General features: G+C 73.2%; 18 protein-coding genes and 1 pseudogene. 7 read left to right on the plus strand and 12 right to left on the minus strand.

Annotated features, from left to right (window positions below; translation table 11 throughout):
- Nucleotides 1–36: 36 nt before the first annotated feature.
- The 5 genes from lptB to CR938_RS02570 are packed head-to-tail and all read right to left on the minus strand — an operon-like array spanning nt 37 to nt 3,405.
- Nucleotides 37–756, minus strand: coding sequence for an LPS export ABC transporter ATP-binding protein (lptB, locus tag CR938_RS02550; protein WP_162123506.1), 720 nt, complete (start codon nt 754–756; stop codon nt 37–39).
- Entirely contained in the window at nt 756–1,298 is a 543-nt protein-coding gene (lptA, locus tag CR938_RS02555) for a lipopolysaccharide transport periplasmic protein LptA (protein WP_162123507.1), read from the minus strand. Before lptA ends, lptB begins: the two co-directional genes overlap by 1 nt.
- Nucleotides 1,276–1,836 carry an LPS export ABC transporter periplasmic protein LptC gene (gene lptC / locus CR938_RS02560; protein ID WP_162123508.1) on the minus strand — a complete coding sequence of 187 codons (561 nt, stop codon included), beginning with the start codon at nt 1,834–1,836 and terminating at the stop codon, nt 1,276–1,278. Before lptC ends, lptA begins: the two co-directional genes overlap by 23 nt.
- Nucleotides 1,833–2,399, minus strand: coding sequence for a KdsC family phosphatase (locus CR938_RS02565; protein ID WP_162123509.1), 567 nt, complete (start codon nt 2,397–2,399; stop codon nt 1,833–1,835). The genes lptC and CR938_RS02565 overlap by 4 nt, the downstream gene beginning before the upstream one ends.
- A gap of 10 nt (nt 2,400–2,409) precedes the next feature.
- Complete coding sequence (locus CR938_RS02570; RefSeq protein ID WP_162123510.1) at nt 2,410–3,405, minus strand: KpsF/GutQ family sugar-phosphate isomerase; 996 nt, start codon at nt 3,403–3,405, stop codon at nt 2,410–2,412.
- 64 nt (nt 3,406–3,469) lie between these two features.
- On the opposite strand from CR938_RS02570, the gene CR938_RS02575 reads away from it, so the two are divergent.
- From CR938_RS02575 to CR938_RS02585, 3 genes are read left to right on the plus strand one after another with little or no spacing between them, the layout of a single operon-like run.
- Nucleotides 3,470–3,709 (plus strand): BolA family protein, encoded by a 240-nt coding sequence (locus CR938_RS02575; RefSeq protein ID WP_162123511.1) that lies wholly within the window; start codon nt 3,470–3,472, stop codon nt 3,707–3,709.
- Between the two features lie 39 nt (nt 3,710–3,748).
- Nucleotides 3,749–5,008: a UDP-N-acetylglucosamine 1-carboxyvinyltransferase gene (gene murA, locus CR938_RS02580; RefSeq protein ID WP_162123512.1), complete on the plus strand. Its 1,260-nt coding sequence runs from the start codon at nt 3,749–3,751 to the stop codon at nt 5,006–5,008.
- Entirely contained in the window at nt 5,005–5,322 is a 318-nt protein-coding gene (locus tag CR938_RS02585) for a hypothetical protein (RefSeq protein ID WP_162123513.1), read from the plus strand. Before murA ends, CR938_RS02585 begins: the two co-directional genes overlap by 4 nt.
- Before the next feature lie 18 nt (nt 5,323–5,340).
- Here the strand turns inward: CR938_RS02585 and CR938_RS02590 are convergent, their stop codons facing one another.
- From CR938_RS02590 to purM, 4 genes are read right to left on the minus strand one after another with little or no spacing between them, the layout of a single operon-like run.
- The gene (locus CR938_RS02590) at nt 5,341–6,036 is read right to left on the minus strand and encodes a DUF3108 domain-containing protein (protein ID WP_162123514.1); all 696 of its coding nucleotides are present in this window, start codon (nt 6,034–6,036) and stop codon (nt 5,341–5,343) included.
- Nucleotides 6,037–6,807 carry a DUF3108 domain-containing protein gene (locus CR938_RS02595; protein ID WP_162123515.1) on the minus strand — a complete coding sequence of 257 codons (771 nt, stop codon included), beginning with the start codon at nt 6,805–6,807 and terminating at the stop codon, nt 6,037–6,039.
- A 42-nt stretch (nt 6,808–6,849) separates the two neighbouring features.
- Nucleotides 6,850–7,518, minus strand: a complete 669-nt coding sequence (gene purN, locus CR938_RS02600; RefSeq protein WP_162123516.1) for a phosphoribosylglycinamide formyltransferase — start codon at nt 7,516–7,518, stop codon at nt 6,850–6,852.
- Nucleotides 7,519–7,567: 49 nt separating this feature from the next.
- Nucleotides 7,568–8,620, minus strand: a complete 1,053-nt coding sequence (purM, locus tag CR938_RS02605) for a phosphoribosylformylglycinamidine cyclo-ligase (protein WP_162123517.1) — start codon at nt 8,618–8,620, stop codon at nt 7,568–7,570.
- A gap of 172 nt (nt 8,621–8,792) precedes the next feature.
- Between purM and CR938_RS02610 the strand changes: the two genes are divergently transcribed.
- Genes CR938_RS02610 through hda form a run of 3 tightly spaced genes read left to right on the plus strand, consistent with a single transcriptional unit; the run spans nt 8,793 to nt 11,736 of the window.
- Nucleotides 8,793–9,866, plus strand: a complete 1,074-nt coding sequence (locus CR938_RS02610; protein ID WP_162123518.1) for a DUF2066 domain-containing protein — start codon at nt 8,793–8,795, stop codon at nt 9,864–9,866.
- Nucleotides 9,863–11,026 carry an AI-2E family transporter gene (locus CR938_RS02615; protein ID WP_162123519.1) on the plus strand — a complete coding sequence of 388 codons (1,164 nt, stop codon included), beginning with the start codon at nt 9,863–9,865 and terminating at the stop codon, nt 11,024–11,026. The genes CR938_RS02610 and CR938_RS02615 overlap by 4 nt, the downstream gene beginning before the upstream one ends.
- Entirely contained in the window at nt 11,023–11,736 is a 714-nt protein-coding gene (hda, locus tag CR938_RS02620; RefSeq protein ID WP_162123520.1) for a DnaA regulatory inactivator Hda, read from the plus strand. The genes CR938_RS02615 and hda overlap by 4 nt, the downstream gene beginning before the upstream one ends.
- A gap of 50 nt (nt 11,737–11,786) precedes the next feature.
- On the opposite strand, the gene murU is transcribed toward hda, so the two are convergent.
- Both murU and CR938_RS02630 read right to left on the minus strand, forming a co-directional pair.
- A complete protein-coding gene (gene murU / locus CR938_RS02625) occupies nt 11,787–12,494 on the minus strand; it encodes an N-acetylmuramate alpha-1-phosphate uridylyltransferase MurU (RefSeq protein WP_162123521.1) in 708 nt (235 codons plus the stop codon).
- Nucleotides 12,494–13,501 carry an aminoglycoside phosphotransferase family protein gene (locus CR938_RS02630; RefSeq protein WP_162123522.1) on the minus strand — a complete coding sequence of 336 codons (1,008 nt, stop codon included), beginning with the start codon at nt 13,499–13,501 and terminating at the stop codon, nt 12,494–12,496. The genes murU and CR938_RS02630 overlap by 1 nt, the downstream gene beginning before the upstream one ends.
- 88 nt (nt 13,502–13,589) lie before the next feature.
- Here CR938_RS02630 and CR938_RS02635 point away from each other — a divergent pair, with 88 nt between their 5' ends.
- Nucleotides 13,590–15,008, plus strand: a complete 1,419-nt coding sequence (locus tag CR938_RS02635; protein WP_162123523.1) for a mannose-1-phosphate guanylyltransferase/mannose-6-phosphate isomerase — start codon at nt 13,590–13,592, stop codon at nt 15,006–15,008.
- 37 nt (nt 15,009–15,045) lie between these two features.
- Here the strand turns inward: CR938_RS02635 and CR938_RS02640 are convergent.
- Nucleotides 15,046–15,209 (minus strand): annotated as a pseudogene (locus CR938_RS02640) (IS1595 family transposase); the annotation flags it as partial.

Genomic DNA, 15,209 nt, shown 5'->3' on the forward strand with positions numbered 1-15,209 from the left:
TCCGTGGGGGCGGCGACGGGGCTGCCGGCCGGGGCGCTACAGCCGGAAGGTCTCGCCGAGGTACACCCGGCGTACATCCGGGTTGGCCAGCAGCGCGTCGGGCGCCCCCTGAGCCAACACGCTTCCTTCGGCGAGGATATACGCCCTGTCGCAGATTCCCAAGGTCTCGCGGACGTTGTGGTCGGTGATCAGCACGCCGATGCCGCGGTTCTTCAGGTGGGTGACGATGCGCTGGATCTCGCCGACCGAGATCGGGTCCACGCCGGCGAAGGGCTCGTCCAGCAGCATCAGCCGCGGCCTGGCGGCCAGGGCGCGGGCGATCTCGCAGCGGCGGCGCTCGCCGCCGGACAGGCTGGCGCCCAGCTGGTCGGCCACGTGGGTGATCTGCAGCTCCTCCAGCAGCGAGGACAGCTCGCGCTCGATGCCGTCGCGGTCCAGGTCCTCGCGCAGCTCCAGCACCAGGCGGATGTTGTCGGCCACCGTGAGCTTGCGGAACACCGACGGTTCCTGCGGCAGGTAGCCCACGCCCAGGCGTGCGCGGGTGTACATCGGCTCGTTGGTGATGTCGCGGCCGTCGAGCACGATGCGGCCGGCGTCGGTCTCGACCAGGCCGACGATCATGTAGAAGCAGGTGGTCTTGCCGGCGCCGTTGGGGCCGAGCAGTCCCACCACCTCGCCGGCCTCGAGGGTGAGGCCGAACTCGCGCACCACCTCGCGCTGCTTGTACTTCTTGCGCAGACCTTCGGCGACCAGCATCACTCGTCCCCGTCCGTGGCCCGGTCCTGCTGCGCGCGCGGCTGGATCACCGTGCGCACGCGGCTGCCGTCGCCGCCGCTCTGCATCTGCCCGCTGGCCATGTTGTAGACCATCTTCTGGCCGCTGTTGCTGCCGCGCGGGGACTCGACGTGGTAGTTGCCGGTGAGGGTCAGCTGCTCCTTGTCCGGCTCGTACACGATGCGGTCGGCGCGCGCGCTCATGGTGCTGCCGTCGTCCATCTGCTGGCGCATCCGCGCCTGCCGACCGGTGAGCACGATCTGTCCGATGTTGCCGTCGCGGCGCTGCACCTGGGCACGGTCGGCGTTGATCTCCAGGGTGCCCTGGACGATCACCACGTTGCCGATGAAGGTGCAGGTGCCGGCCGCGTCGGTGAGGTTGCAGTCGGAGGTGTCGGCGTCCACCGTCATCGGCTGGTTGCGGTCCGAGGTCCGGGCCAGCGCGCCCGTGGCCAGCGCGGGCACCAGCGCCAGCAGGAGGATCGCCCGGCCGGTCCGGGAGCTAGCGGCGCGCGGAAGGTTCATAGCGGGTCTTGACCTGGGAAAGGAGGCGGTACCGCCCCGTGCGGAGGTCGGCCTGCAGGCCGGTGGCGGTCTGGATGATACCGGGTTGGGTCAGTCGCACCGGCTGGTCGGTGCGGGCCAGGTTCTGCCCGGGGACCAGCTCCAGGCGGGTGGTGCGGAAGGCGGTGGGCGCCGGTGCGGCCGGGTCGCTGTCGCCTTCCACGTTGCCTTCCAGACGGGCCAGTTCGCCGTCCGGGCTGACCCAGGCGCGGTCGGCGCGCAGCCGCCACGGCCCCGGCTCGCCGGGCACCAGGAACAGCGGCTGCCCGATGTCCAGGCTCTCGTCCTGGCGGCTGCGCTGCAGCACCGGCGCCCGCAGGCGCACCGACTCGCTGCCCTCCCTGTCCAGCACCACCAGCTCGAAGTCGCGCAGCACGTAGTCCGAGCGCTCGGCCGCGGCGGCCGTCGGCGCGGCCCGGTCGCGCATGCGCCAGGCCGACCAGCCGCTGACCACGGCGGCCACCAGCAGCACCACGCCCAGGGCGACGCGCCAGTTCATGCCTGCCGTCCGTCGCGGGCGGCGCGGCCGCGCAGCAGGGTCTCCACGTGGCCCTGGGCGGCCAGCAGCACGTCGCAGACCTCGCGCACGGCGCCTTCGCCGCCGCGGGCGCGTGTGATCCAGTGCACCCGCTCGGCGATCCACGGGTGGGCGTTGGCCGGGGCCACCGCCAGGCCCGCCGCCAGCAGGCAGTCCAGGTCGGGCATGTCGTCGCCGACGAAGCAGGTGCGTTCGCGGTCCAAACCATGGCGCGCGGCCAGCGCGTCCATGCAGGCCAGCTTGTCGTGCACGCCGATGTGTGTCTCCAGGCCCAGCTCGGTGCCGCGCTTGAGCGCCACCAGGCTGTGCCGGGCGGTGATCAGGGCCACGTGGAAGCCGAAGCGGCGCAACAGGGTGAGCCCCTGGCCGTCGAGCACGCTGAAACTCTTCAGCTCGGTGCCGTTGGCGTCGAAGTACAGCCGGCCATCGGTCAGGGTGCCGTCCACGTCCAGGCACAGCAGGCCGACGCGGGCGGCGCGCCGGCGGATGTCTTCGTCGATGTGGGCGAGGGGGTCGTAGGCCATGGACCAGCGGTTAAACCACGCGCGCGCGCAACAGGTCGTGAATGTTGAGGGCGCCGACCGCGCGGCCGTCCTCGTCCACCACGATCAGGCCGTTGATCTGGTGCTGCTCCATCAGGTGTGCGGCCTCGGAGGCCATCTGCCGGGCGTCGATGGTGCGCGGGTTGCGGGTCATCACCTCGGCGATGCGGGTGCCGCGCACATCCACGCCGCGGTCCAGGGCGCGGCGCAGGTCGCCGTCGGTGAAGATGCCCGACAGCCTGCCGTCCGGCCCGGCCACCGCGGTCATGCCCAGGCGCTTGCGGCTCATCTCCACCAGCGCCTCGGCCACGCTGGCATCCTCGCCGACCAGCGGCAGGGCCTCGCCGCCGTGCATCACGTCGGTGATCCGCAGCAGCAGGCGGCGGCCCAGGCTTCCGGCCGGATGCGAGCGGGCGAAGTCGTCGGCGGTGAAGCCGCGCGCCTCCAGCAGCGCCACCGCTAGCGCGTCGCCCATGGCCAGCGAGGCGGTGGTGGAGGAGGTGGGGGCCAGGTGCAGCGGGCAGGCCTCGGCCGGGACGCTGACGTCCAGGTGCACGTTGGCCTCGCGCGCCAGGGTCGAGTGTGCGCGCCCGGTCATGGCGATCACCGTGTTGCCCTGGCGGCGCAGGGCCGGCAGCAGCATCAGCACCTCGTCCGACTCGCCCGAGTAGGACAGGGCCAGGACGATGTCGGCGTCGGTGATCATGCCCAGGTCGCCGTGGCCGGCCTCGCCCGGGTGGACGTAGAACGCCGGGGTGCCGGTGGAAGCCAGGGTGGCGGCGATCTTGCGCGCCACGTGGCCGGACTTGCCCATGCCAGTGGCGACCACCCGGCCGCGGCAGGCCAGGATCAGGCGGCAGGCCTCGGCGAAGGCCGCGCCGACGCGGGCGCCGACGGCCGACAGGGCCTGCGATTCGATGTCGAAGACGCGGCGACCGCTGGCGATCAGGCTGTCGGCATCGGTGGCAGGCTGGGCGGCGGCGGGCATGTTCGGGGTCCGGACGGCGCGGATTCGCTAGACTATGGCCCTTCATTCTAGGCCAAAGCGCTCCATGGACGCCGAAACCATCCGCCGCATGATCGAGGCCGGCCTGCCCGGCGCGCAGGCCCGGGTGCAGGGTGACGACGGCGTGCACTTCGAGGCCACGGTGGTCAGCGAGGCCTTCCGCGGCAAGCTGCCCCTGGCCCGGCACCGCATGGTCTATGCCACCCTGGGCGACCTGATGGGCGGGGCCATCCACGCCCTGGCGCTGAAGACGCTCACCCCCGAGGAGGCGGGCGGACCGGCCTGAGCCGGCCCACCCACCGCACACCCTTCCGAGTCCCGCCTCATGCAGAAGATCGTTGTCAGCGGCGGCCAGCCGCTCCACGGCGAGGTCACCATCTCCGGTGCCAAGAACGCCGTCCTGCCCATCCTGTGCGCCACGCTGCTGGCCGACGCGCCGGTGGAGGTGCTCAACGTCCCGCGCCTGCACGACGTGCTCACCACCGTCCGCCTGCTCGGCGAGCTGGGGGCGGGGGTGCAGTTCGACGAGGGCAGCCGCCTGGTGGTGGACCCGCGCACGGTGGACCAGCACGTGGCGCCCTACGAGCTGGTCAAGACCATGCGTGCCTCGATCCTGGTGCTGGGCCCGCTGCTGGCGCGCCACCGCGCGGCCGAGGTGTCGCTGCCGGGCGGCTGCGCCATCGGCGCGCGCCCGGTGGACCAGCACATCAAGGGCCTGCAGGCGCTGGGCGCCGAGATCACCGTGGAGAACGGCTACATCAAGGCGCGCGCGCCGCGCCTGAAGGGCGCGCGCTTCGTGTTCGACATGGTGACCGTCACCGGCACCGAGAACGTGATGGCCGCGGCCACCCTGGCCGAGGGCACCACGGTGCTGGAGAACGCGGCCATGGAGCCGGAGGTCGCCGACCTGGCAGCCTGCCTCAACGCGCTGGGTGCGCGCATCGAGGGCGCCGGCACCTCGTGCATCACCATCCACGGCGTCGAGCGCCTGTCCGGCGGCCGCCACACGGTGCTGCCCGACCGCATCGAGACGGGCACCTTCCTGGTGGCCGCGGCCATGACCGGCGGCCGGGTGACCACGCGCAACGCCCGCCCCGGCACGCTGCAGGCGGTGCTGGACAAGCTGGTGGAGGCCGGCGCCCGCATCGAGACCACGCCCGACAGCATCACCCTGGACATGGAAGGCCGCCGGCCGAAGGCGGTGAACCTGACCACCGCGCCGTACCCGGGCTTCCCCACCGACATGCAGGCGCAGTTCATGGCGCTGGACTGCGTGGCCGACGGCGTGGGCGTGATCAGCGAGACGATCTTCGAGAACCGCTTCATGCACGTCAACGAGCTGCTCCGCCTGGGCGCGGACATCCGCGTGGATGGCCACACCGCCGTGGTGCGCGGCGTGGAGCGGCTCAGCGGCGCCCCGGTGATGGCCACCGATCTGCGCGCCTCGGCCTGCCTGATCCTGGCCGGCCTGGTGGCGCGGGGCGAGACCACCATCGACCGCATCTACCACCTGGACCGCGGCTACGAGAACATCGAGGCCAAGCTCGGCGCGCTGGGCGTCAGCATCCGCAGGATCGAGGCATGAACCAGGTCCGCCCCCGCTTCTCGCCGCGCCGGCGCGGCCTGCTGGCCGCGGTGCTGGCGCTGATGGCGCTGATCGGCTGGGCCAGCTGGCAGGGCCTGGCCATCACCCGCGGGATCGAGACCCGCGACATGGACTGGAACGGCGACGGCATCGTCGAACAGCGCGAGATCTGGGAGGCGTTCTACGCCGTCACCGCCGAGCGCTCCCGCGAGGGCGGCCGCGAGTGCACCACCTTCCGCCGCTACCGCAGCGGCGAGGTCATCCGGGTGGACTGCCGCACGGTGTTCGAGACGGAGGACGCGGCCGCGAAGTAGGGGCGGCCGCGCCGGCGCTCAGTCGACGGACTTGAGCACCAGGTCGACGGTGTCCTGGCCGCCCTCGCGCTGCAGGATGCGCGCCGGGACCGGGATGCCCGGCACGATCCAGGCGATGGTCTCGCGCTTCTCGTCGCGGCGCACCACGCGGGTGGCCTGGTGGGTCTTGCCGGCCACGGTGACCGGCTCCTGGCCTTCCACCTGGTAGCGCAGCGTGCGTGCGCGGCCTTCCTCGACCATGCGGTAGGCCGGGGTCCGGCCGGCGGCCACGTCGCGCGCCACCGCAAGGTTCACCAGCAGCGCGTCCATGTCGCCCGGCTGCAGTTTCACCGGGCCGCGCCGGTCGGGCTTCACGTCGCCGCTCCAGGTGGCCACGCCGCGCTGCCAGTCGTAGGTGCCTTCCACGTTCTTGCGCTTGATCAGCAGCAGCGAACGGTCGCTGCTGGACAGCGGGCGCAGCCGGCCCTGGTGCTCCTCGAACACCGTGACCTGGCTCAGGTCGGCCACCTGGTTGCGCACGTTGAGGCTGTACTTCCAGCGGTTGCCGGACTCGCGGGCCAGGGTCATGGTGCCCTCGGCCTGCATGCCCATGTAGCTGGCCTGGTAGCGCGCGCTGAACGGCGCCAGGGCCGCGGCGTGCGCGCCCGCGGCGGCCACCAGCAGCACGGCGGCCATCAGGCCGGACAGGAACGCGGTGCGCTTGCTCGTCATCATTCAGGCTCCTTCGTAGGCCACCAGCCGCAGGTCGATCTCGTCCTGGCCGTCCTTGCGTTGCAGGATGCGGACCGGGGTCGGCACGCCGGCGGCGACCCAGAACACGGTCTGGTCGCCATCGGCCTGGTTGCGCGCCACGCGCAGGGCTTCGTAGCCCATGTCGCCCACCATCACCGTTTCCGGCTCGGTGGCCACCTCGTACACGTACTCGCGCACCCGGCCGCCGTCGACGAAGCGGTAGTGCAGGATCGCACCCGGACGGGCGTCGCGGATGACTGCCAGATTGATCAGCAGTCCGCTCATGTCGCCTTCACGCAGTGGCACCGGGCGGCGGCGGTCCTTCTTCAGGCTGCCGTCCCAGCGCGCCTGCATCGCGTTCCAGTCGTAGGTGCCGGTCACGCGGCGGTCGAACACCAGTGCCTCGCGCACGGTGCTCTGGCTCAGCGGGCGGTACTGCCCGCCGACCTCCTCGAACACGGTGCTCTGGTGCACGCTCAGGCGGGCCAGGCCGGCCAGGCCGCGATCGCCGCGGATGACCAGGTCGGCGCGCCAGCGCCCGCCCTCGCGCACCAGGCGCATGGTCGCGTCGCCGGCCTCGCGGCCGCGGTACCAGGCCGCGTAGGTCGCGGTGAACGGCTCCAGCAGGTGGGGGCCGGCCGATTCCCAGACCGGGACCGGAGCGGGTTCGGCAGGGGCGGGCACCTGGGCCGGCGCGACGGGCGCGGCCAGGAACAGGAGGAGGGGGGCGAGGGAGCGGAGGATTCGGGTCATGGGGCACGCGGTTGGAGCGTCCAGGGTGCCCGGGAGCGGGTGTCAGTCGCGTGAGGCGGCCGACAGGACGCCATCGGAGCCTAGTTGCAGGGGTCTAAACAGGCACTGACCATCCACCCGGGCCTTGCCGTCGCGTTCAGCCAGGCGGCCGGCCCCCGCCAGCTGCATGACCGCCACGACCAGCCGGTGCTCCTGCGGCAGCAAGCGCTCGGCCAGGGTCTCCGGGGTGTCGCCGGGCAGGATGGGGATGCGCGCCTGCGCCACCACCGCGCCGCCGTCCAGCTCGGTGTTGACGAAGTGCACGCTGGCCCCGTGCTCGGCGTCGCCGGCGGCCAGCGCCCGCGCATGGGCGCGCAGGCCCTTGTACAGCGGCAGCAGCGAGGGGTGGACGTTGAGCAGGCGGCCGGCGAAGCGTTGCACGAAGTCCGGGCCGAGGATGCGCATGTAGCCGGCGCAGAAGATCCAGTCCGGGCGGCAGGCGGCCACCGCCCCGGCCAGCTCCGCGTCGAAGGCGGCGCGGTCCGGGAAGGCGCGGGCGTCGGCGCTCCAGCGCAGCTCCGCCGGCACCCGCTGCAGCGCCGGGGCGTCCGGACGGTCGGAGAACACGCCCGCGACCTGGGCCGGCAGGCGGCCGTCGGCGATGGCGTCCAGCAGGGCCTGCAGGTTGCTGCCGCGGCCGGAGACGAGGACGGCGATGCGGGGAAGCGGCATGCTTGGATCCGTGGGGCGGGCGTGCGCGCGGCGACGGCCGCGCACGGGATCAGCCGATACGGACGCGTTCGCCGGCGCCGGCACGCACCACCTGGCCGATCGGGCGGTGGGCCAGGCCCAGCGCGTCCAGGCCGGCGCCGATGGCGGCGGTGGCCGCCTGCGGCACCAGCAGGACGAAGCCGATCCCGCAGTTGAAGGTGCGCCACATCTCGGCGTCGGCCACAGCGCCCTCGCGTTGCAGCCACTCGAACACCGGCGGCAGGACGATGGCCGAGGCCTCGATCTCCAGGCCCAGGCCCTCGGGCACCACGCGGATGATGTTCTCGGTCAGGCCGCCGCCGGTGATGTGGGCCATGGCGTGGATGGCCTCGCCATGCTCGCGCAGCAGCGCCAGCACCGGCTTCACGTACAGGCGGGTGGGGGCCATCAGCGCGTCCACCAGGCGCACGCCGCCGCCCAGGTCCAGGTCGGCCGGGCGGCCGGCGCGGTCGTAGATGCGGCGGATCAGCGAGTAGCCGTTGGAGTGCGGGCCGGAGGAGGCGATGCCGATGAGCACGTCGCCCTCGCGCACCTTCGAGCCGTCCAGCAGCCGCGACTTCTCCACCGCGCCGACGGTGAAGCCGGCCAGGTCGTACTCGCCCGGCGGGTACATGTCCGGCATCTCGGCGGTCTCGCCGCCGATCAGGGCGCAGCCGGCCTCCTCGCAGCCGCGGGCGATGCCGCCGACCACGGCGACGGTGGTCTCCACGTCGAGCTTGCCGGTGGCGAAGTAGTCCAGGAAGAACAGCGGCTCGGCGCCCTGCACCAGCACGTCGTTGACGCACATGGCCACCAGGTCGATGCCGATGGTGTCGTGGCGGTTCAGCTGCTGGGCCAGCTTGAGCTTGGTGCCCACGCCGTCGGTGCCGGAGACCAGCACCGGTTCGCGGTACTTGCCCGACAGGTCGAACAGCGCGCCGAAGCCGCCCAGGCCGCCCATGACCTCCGGGCGGAAGCTGCGCCGCACCAGCGGCTTGATCCGCTCGACGACCTCGTTGCCCGCATCGATGTCCACGCCCGCGTCGCGGTAGGTGAGGGGGGCGGGCGTCGGTTTCTGGCTCACGGTGGGGCCTGCATCGGCTGGAAACGGAGGCGGCAATTCTAGCAGCCCCGCCTGCCGCGGACCGGGATCGCGGCAGGCGGCGCGGGGACTCCGGCGCCGCGATTGGCGCGCCGGTGGCATTCGCGCAACAATTCCGGCCATGTCCCGCCCCGTGTGCCCGCGAAGGAGCCCCATGCGCGCCTGTTCCGGCCTGATCCTGTTCCTGGCCCTGTGCCTGGCCATGCCGGCATGGGCGCAGGCCGGCCTGCGCACCGAGGGCGACGTGGCCGCCGCCCAGGGCGTCTACGACGCGGAGGTGCCGGTCAGCAGCCAGACCGACCAGGCCCGCGAGGGCGGCTTCGCCCGCGCCCTGGCCCAGGTGCTGGCCAAGCTGTCCGGCGACGAGGGCGTGCTCAACCGTCCCGGCGTGGCCCAGGAGCTGCGCAACGCCGCCAGCTACGTGGACGGTTACGACTACCGCCAGGACCAGGGCACCTCGCCGGGCGGCGCACCGACCTTCCGCACCACCCTGGTGGTGCGCTTCGTGCCGGAGATGGTGGACGCGCTGGTGTCGGCCCTGGGCCTGCCGGTGTGGCCGCAGCCGCGGCCCAAGCCGGTGGTGTGGCTGGCCATCGACGACGGCACCGGTGCCGGCCCACGCCTGCTGGGCACCGGCCAGGTCAACGCCGCCCGGCCGCTGCTGGACCGCGCGCTGGAGCGTGGCTTCCGCCTCGGCCTGCCCTCGGGCAGCGCGGCCGAGCAGGCCGCGGTCGGCGCGATCTGGCGCAAGGACCCGGCCGCGGTGGCCCGGGCCTCGGCCCGCTACAGCCCGCCGATGCAGCTGATCGGCAAGATGTACCGCGGCGGTTCCGGCTGGACTGCGGAATGGACCTTCGTCGACGCCGGCCGGGTGCTGGCCGAGCGCACGGTCAGCGAGGCCGACCCGCGCCGCGCCCTGGCCAGCGGCGCCGACGTGGCCGCCGACGCCCTGGTGGCGCGCTACGCCAAGGTGCCGCCGTCCGGCCCGGCCGGCACCTACCGGGTGGTCTTCACCGGCCTGCGCGACGCCGAGGACTACCTGCGGGTGTCGGCGCTGCTGCAGAAGGCGGTGGTGGTGCGCCGGATCGTCCCGGTGCTGGCCACGCCCGAGCGGCTGGAGTTCGACCTGGAGCTGCTCACCGGCCTGCCGGGCCTGGAGCGCATGCTGGGCGCCGACGCGCCGGTGGAGCCGGTGGAGGGCGTGCCCGGGGAGTACCGCCTGCGATGAGTGCCCTGACACCGGAACTGGAGATCGCCCGCTTCCTGCGCCAGCTCAAGTGGATCGCGGTGATCCTGGCCGCGGGCTGGGTGGTGTGGGCGCTGGCCCCGATCCTGACCCCGTTCGTGCTGGCCGCACTGCTGGGCTGGCTGGGCGACCCGCTGGTGGACCGCCTGGAACGCCGCGGCCGCTCGCGCAACACCGCGGTGGTGCTGGTGTTCATCCTGATGCTGCTGCTGCTGGTCCTGCTGCTGCTGGTGCTGGTGCCGCTGCTGGAGCGGCAGGTGCGCACCCTGGTCAGCTCGCTGCCGGCCTACCGCGACTGGTTCGTGCAGGTCGCACTGCCCTGGATCGAGCAGCGCACCGGCCTGGAGCTGATGGTGTGGCTGGACCCGGAGCGCCTGTTCACCTGGGTGCGCGAGCACTGGCAGCAGGCCGGCGGCGCGGCGGCGACGCTGTTCGGCTACCTGTCGCGCTCGGGTTTCGCCATGGTGGCCTGGGTGGCCAACATCGTGCTGCTGCCGATCCTGACCTTCTACTTCCTGCGCGACTGGGACCTACTGGTAGAGCGGGTGGCCTCGCTGGTGCCGCGCGACCACGTGGACACGGTCGCGCGCCTGGCGCGCGAGTCCAACGACGTGCTGGGCGCGTTCCTGCGCGGCCAGTTCCTGGTGATGATCGCGCTGGGCGTGATCTACGCCGCGGGCCTGTCGCTGGTGGGCCTGAAGCTGGGCATGCTGATCGGCCTGGTCGCCGGCCTGATCAGCTTCATCCCCTACCTGGGCACGGCCACCGGCGTGGTGCTGGGTCTGCTGGCCGCGGTGGTGCAGGCGCAGGGCCTGGACCTGGGCCTGCTGCTGATGGTGGCCGGCGTGTTCGTCGCCGGGCAGATGCTGGAAGGCTACGTGCTGACCCCGCGCATCGTCGGCGACCGCATCGGCCTGCATCCGATGGCGGTGATCTTCGCGATCATGGCCGGCGGCCAGCTGTTCGGCTTCCTCGGCATGCTGCTGGCGCTGCCGGTGGCGGCGGTGGCCAACGTGCTGCTGCGCTTCGCCCACGAGCGCTACCGCCAGAGCGACCTGTACACCGGCGAGCAGGTGCGGATCGTGCTCGACACCACGCCGTCCGCGCCGCCGGTGCCCCCCACCGAGCAGGAACGCCAGTGACCGCTTCCCCCGTCGCCGGCGGCACGCCCCAGCTTCCGCTGGCACTGCGCCATCCGCCCGAACAGCGCCTGGACACCTACATCGGCGCGCCGCCCGGCGCGCTGGAGCAGCTGCGTGCGCTGGCCACGCAGCCCGGCGCCGACTGGCTGTACCTGGACGGCCCCTCCGGCTCCGGCAAGACCCACCTGGGCCTGGCCGCCTGCGCCGAGGCCGGCCGCGCCGGCCGCAGCGCCGCCTACCTGCCGCTGCGCGCCGCCGCAGGCCGCCTGGGCGAGGCGCTGGAGGCGCTGTCCGCCGACCTGGTCGTGCTCGACGGCCTGGAGGCGGTGGCCGGCACGCGCGCCGACGAGGTGGCGCTCTTCGAGTTCCACAATCGCGCCCGCGCCGCCGGCGGTGGCGTGGTCTACCTGGCCAGCGCCTCGCCGCTGGCGCTGCCGCTGGTGCTGCCGGACCTGCGTTCGCGCCTGGGCCAGTGCACGCGCATCGTGCTGCGGCCGCTGGACGCCGATGCCCGCCGCGAGGTGCTGCGCGACCGTGCCCGCCGCCGCGGGCTGGTGCTGGAGGAGGCGGCCATCGACTGGCTGCTGACCCGCACCGGGCGCGACCTGGTGCAGCTGCTGGCCCTGCTGGACCGCATCGACCAGGCTTCGCTGGCGGCGCAGCGCCGGGTCACCGTGCCCTTCCTGCGTGGGCTGCTGGGCGCCAGCTGAGGCGCCGCCCCTCCTGTTGGCCGATGGCACGCGCGGCGGCCGCGGCGCTCTCAGCCTTGCGGCCGCGCCAGGCTGCGTTCCAGCTCGGCCAGGCGCTGCGGCGTGCCCACGTCGGTCCAGCGCCGGGCGTGGTGCTCGCCGGTGACCGCGTCCTCGGCCATGGCCAGGCGCAGCAGCGGCGCCAGGCGGAAGCGCGGCGGCCGGCCCGGATCGCCATCCACGGTCTGCCGCCAGCGCGCCAGCAGGGCGGGGCGGTACACGCCGATGCCGGCGAAGGTCAGCTTGCGCGGCCCGTCCGCATGCACGTGCCCGTCCGCGTCCAGGACGAAGTCCCCCTGCGGGTGGTGCTCCGGGTTGTCCACCAGCACCAGGTGCGCCAGCCCACGCGGGTTCGGCGGCAGGCGGGCGAAGTCGTAGTCGGTCCACACGTCGCCGTTGACCGCCAGGAACGGCGCATCGCCCTCGGCCAGCAGGGGCAGGGCGTGCAGCATGCCGCCGCCGGTCTCCAGCGGGGTGGGGCCCTCGTAGGTGTAGTGCAGGCGCAGGCCCCAGCGCGAACCGTCGCCCAGCACCTGCGGGAACCGCCCGGCCAGCCACGAGGTGTTGACCACCACCTCGCGTACGCCGATGGCGGCCAGCTTCTCCAGGTGCCAGGCGATCAGCGGGCGGCCGCCGGCCTGCAGCAGCGGCTTGGGCGTGCTGTCGGTGAGCGGACGCATGCGCTCGCCCAGGCCGGCGGCGAAGACCAGGGCGCGCATCAGGCGGCCCTCGGCCGGGTGATGTCGGCATCGCCGATGGCCCGCTCCAGCAGCGCCACCAGCGGACGGGTCGCCTGGTGGCGGTTGCCGACCTCGCGCACGTAGCGCCACACCAGCGGCAGGTCGCGCAGGTAGCCGGGCTTGCCGTCGCGGTAGGCCAGGCGGCAGAAGATGCCCAGCACCTTGATGTGGCGCTGCAGGCCGATCAGGTCGAACCAGCAGGCGAAGCGCGCTTCGTCCGCGTCGGTCAGGCCCAGCGCCACCGCGCGCTGGCGGTAGGTCTCGCGCCAGGCGGCGACCCGTTCCTCCGGCCAGGCGATGTAGCAGTCGCGCAGCAGCGAGACCAGGTCGTAGGTGAGCGGGCCGAGCATGGCGCCCTGGAAGTCGATGATGCCCGGCGGGCGCTGCTCCACCACCAGCAGGTTGCGCGAGTGGAAGTCGCGGTGCATGAAGCGCTGCGGCTGTGCCTGCGCGGCGTCGAGGATGGCGCGGAAGGCGTCCTCGACCGCGTCCCAGTCGCCGCAGGACGGCCGCTCCAGGCCCAGGTGCCGCCGCAGGAACCACTCCGGCATCAGCTCCAGTTCCATCACCATCCACGGCTCGTCGAAGCGCGGCAGGCCGGTCGCCGGCACCTGCGCCTGCATCACCAGCAGCGCGTCCATGGCCTGGCCGTAGAGCGTGTCGGCGGTGGCCTCCGACAGCTCGGGCAGGAACAGGCGCTCACCCAGGTCCTCCATCAGCACGAAGCCCAGCTCCGGATCGGCCGCGCGCACCGCCGGGGTGTGCAGCCCGGCCGCGGCCAGGCGCGCGCCGATGTCCAGCCAGGGGCGGATGTCCTCGCGGCCGGGCGGGGCGTCCATCACGATCCAGCTGGTGCCGCCGCTGCGGGGGCGCCAGTAGCTGCGGAAGCTGGCGTCGGCCGAGGCCACCTGCAGCTCCAGCCCGGGATCGGACAGCGCCTGGCGGGTCCAGGACAGGCGCGCCTGGGCGCGTTCGGGATCGTGCATGGACGGGATGCGTTCGGGATGGGCGGTGGTGGCACAGGGTAAACTTGCCGCATCCCGCAGGCGAGGCCCTGCACACCGGATCGCGTCCATGGCACAGCCTTCTCCCCTGGTTCCCGTCCTGCTGTCCGGCGGCTCCGGCACGCGGCTGTGGCCCCTGTCGCGCGAGGCTTATCCCAAGCAGTTCCTGCCGCTGGTCGGCAACGAGTCCATGCTGCAGGAGACCTGGCGGCGCGTGGCCGAGCTGGCCGGCGCCGCGCCGCTGGTGGTGGCCAACGAGGAACACCGCTTCATGGTCGCGGAGCAGCTGCGCCAGGCCGGCGCACGGCCGGCGGCGATCCTGCTCGAACCGGTCGGCCGCAACACCGCCCCGGCCATCGCGGTGGCGGCGCTGCAGGCCACCGCCGACGGCGGCGACCCGCTGCTGCTGGTGCTGCCCTCCGACCACGCCGTGCGCGATCGCGAGGGCTTCCACCGCGCGGTGCGCACCGCCTCCGCGGCGGCCGGGCAGGGCCGGCTGGTGACCTTCGGCATCGTGCCCACCGGCCCGGAGACCGGCTACGGCTACATCAAGGCCGCGCCGGGCGACGGCGTGCGCCCGGTCGAGCGCTTCGTCGAGAAGCCCGACGCGGAGACCGCGCGCGCCTACGTGGCCTCGGGCGAGTACTTCTGGAACAGCGGCATGTTCCTGTTCCGCGCCTCGCGCTACCTGGAAGAGCTGGAGCGCTTCCGCCCGGACATCCTCGCCGCCTGCCGCCGCGCCTTCGCCGGCGCCAGCCGCGACGCCGACTTCGTGCGCCTGGAGCGCGAGGCCTTCGCCGCCAGCCCGTCGGACTCGATCGACTACGCGGTGATGGAGAAGACCGGCGCGGCTTCGGTGCTGCCGGTGGACGTGGGCTGGAGCGACGTGGGCAGCTGGTCGGCGCTGTGGGAGGTGGCCGAGCACGACGCCGAGGGCAACGCCCACCACGGCGACGTGGTGGCGCTGGGCTGCCGCAACACCTACGCCTGGACCGACCGCCGCCTGGTGGCGCTGATCGGCCTGGAGGACGTGGTGGTCGTGGACACCGACGACGCCCTGCTGGTGGCGCACCGCGACCGCGTGCAGGAGGTCAAGGACGTGGTCGCCGGGCTCAAGCGCGACGGCCGCGGCGAGGCGGTCCTGCACCGCAAGGTGTACCGGCCCTGGGGCGCGTACGACTCCATCGACACCGGCGAGCGCTTCCAGGTCAAGCGCATCACCGTCAAGCCCGGCGCCTCGCTGAGCCTGCAGATGCACCACCACCGTGCCGAGCACTGGGTGGTGGTGCGCGGCACCGCGCGGGTCACCCGCGGCGACGAGGTGCTGCTGCTGACCGAGAACCAGAGCACCTACATCCCGCTGGGTGTGAAGCACCGCCTGGAGAACCCGGGCAAGGTGCCGCTGGAGCTGATCGAGGTGCAGTCCGGCAGCTACCTGGGCGAGGACGACATTGTCCGCTTCGAGGACGTGTACGGCCGCGGCAGCTGAGCCGCCGTACAAAGCAGAACCTGATTAGCCCCGACCCTCAGCCATGAAAATTGCTCGCAGCGCGCAAGACCGGCTCGGGGCAAGGCTTGCAGCGCAGCATGGCGGTGGCCAGTCGCGGCAGCATCTCATGCAGGCGGAAGCGACGGTTGAACCGGTAGGCGGCTTCGGCCAGGTAGCGCCGCGCGTACTTGGCCTGGCGGA

It is taken from the genome of Pseudoxanthomonas taiwanensis (assembly GCF_010093135.1).
Classification (GTDB): Bacteria; Pseudomonadota; Gammaproteobacteria; order Xanthomonadales; family Xanthomonadaceae; genus Pseudoxanthomonas; species Pseudoxanthomonas taiwanensis.

What these genes read in the sequence shown, in the direction of transcription:
- lptB (WP_162123506.1), bottom strand. Translation starts at nt 756, where the DNA reads ATGCTGGTCGCCGAAGGTCTGCGCAAGAAGTACAAGCAGCGCGAGGTG.
- lptA (WP_162123507.1), bottom strand. Translation starts at nt 1,298, where the DNA reads ATGAACCTTCCGCGCGCCGCTAGCTCCCGGACCGGCCGGGCGATCCTC.
- lptC (WP_162123508.1), bottom strand. Translation starts at nt 1,836, where the DNA reads ATGAACTGGCGCGTCGCCCTGGGCGTGGTGCTGCTGGTGGCCGCCGTG.
- CR938_RS02565 (WP_162123509.1), bottom strand. Translation starts at nt 2,399, where the DNA reads ATGGCCTACGACCCCCTCGCCCACATCGACGAAGACATCCGCCGGCGC.
- CR938_RS02570 (WP_162123510.1), bottom strand. Translation starts at nt 3,405, where the DNA reads ATGCCCGCCGCCGCCCAGCCTGCCACCGATGCCGACAGCCTGATCGCC.
- CR938_RS02575 (WP_162123511.1), top strand. Translation starts at nt 3,470, where the DNA reads ATGGACGCCGAAACCATCCGCCGCATGATCGAGGCCGGCCTGCCCGGC.
- murA (WP_162123512.1), top strand. Translation starts at nt 3,749, where the DNA reads ATGCAGAAGATCGTTGTCAGCGGCGGCCAGCCGCTCCACGGCGAGGTC.
- CR938_RS02585 (WP_162123513.1), top strand. Translation starts at nt 5,005, where the DNA reads ATGAACCAGGTCCGCCCCCGCTTCTCGCCGCGCCGGCGCGGCCTGCTG.
- CR938_RS02590 (WP_162123514.1), bottom strand. Translation starts at nt 6,036, where the DNA reads ATGATGACGAGCAAGCGCACCGCGTTCCTGTCCGGCCTGATGGCCGCC.
- CR938_RS02595 (WP_162123515.1), bottom strand. Translation starts at nt 6,807, where the DNA reads ATGACCCGAATCCTCCGCTCCCTCGCCCCCCTCCTCCTGTTCCTGGCC.
- purN (WP_162123516.1), bottom strand. Translation starts at nt 7,518, where the DNA reads ATGCCGCTTCCCCGCATCGCCGTCCTCGTCTCCGGCCGCGGCAGCAAC.
- CR938_RS02610 (WP_162123518.1), top strand. Translation starts at nt 8,793, where the DNA reads ATGCGCGCCTGTTCCGGCCTGATCCTGTTCCTGGCCCTGTGCCTGGCC.
- CR938_RS02615 (WP_162123519.1), top strand. Translation starts at nt 9,863, where the DNA reads ATGAGTGCCCTGACACCGGAACTGGAGATCGCCCGCTTCCTGCGCCAG.
- murU (WP_162123521.1), bottom strand. Translation starts at nt 12,494, where the DNA reads ATGCGCGCCCTGGTCTTCGCCGCCGGCCTGGGCGAGCGCATGCGTCCG.
- CR938_RS02630 (WP_162123522.1), bottom strand. Translation starts at nt 13,501, where the DNA reads ATGCACGATCCCGAACGCGCCCAGGCGCGCCTGTCCTGGACCCGCCAG.
- CR938_RS02635 (WP_162123523.1), top strand. Translation starts at nt 13,590, where the DNA reads ATGGCACAGCCTTCTCCCCTGGTTCCCGTCCTGCTGTCCGGCGGCTCC.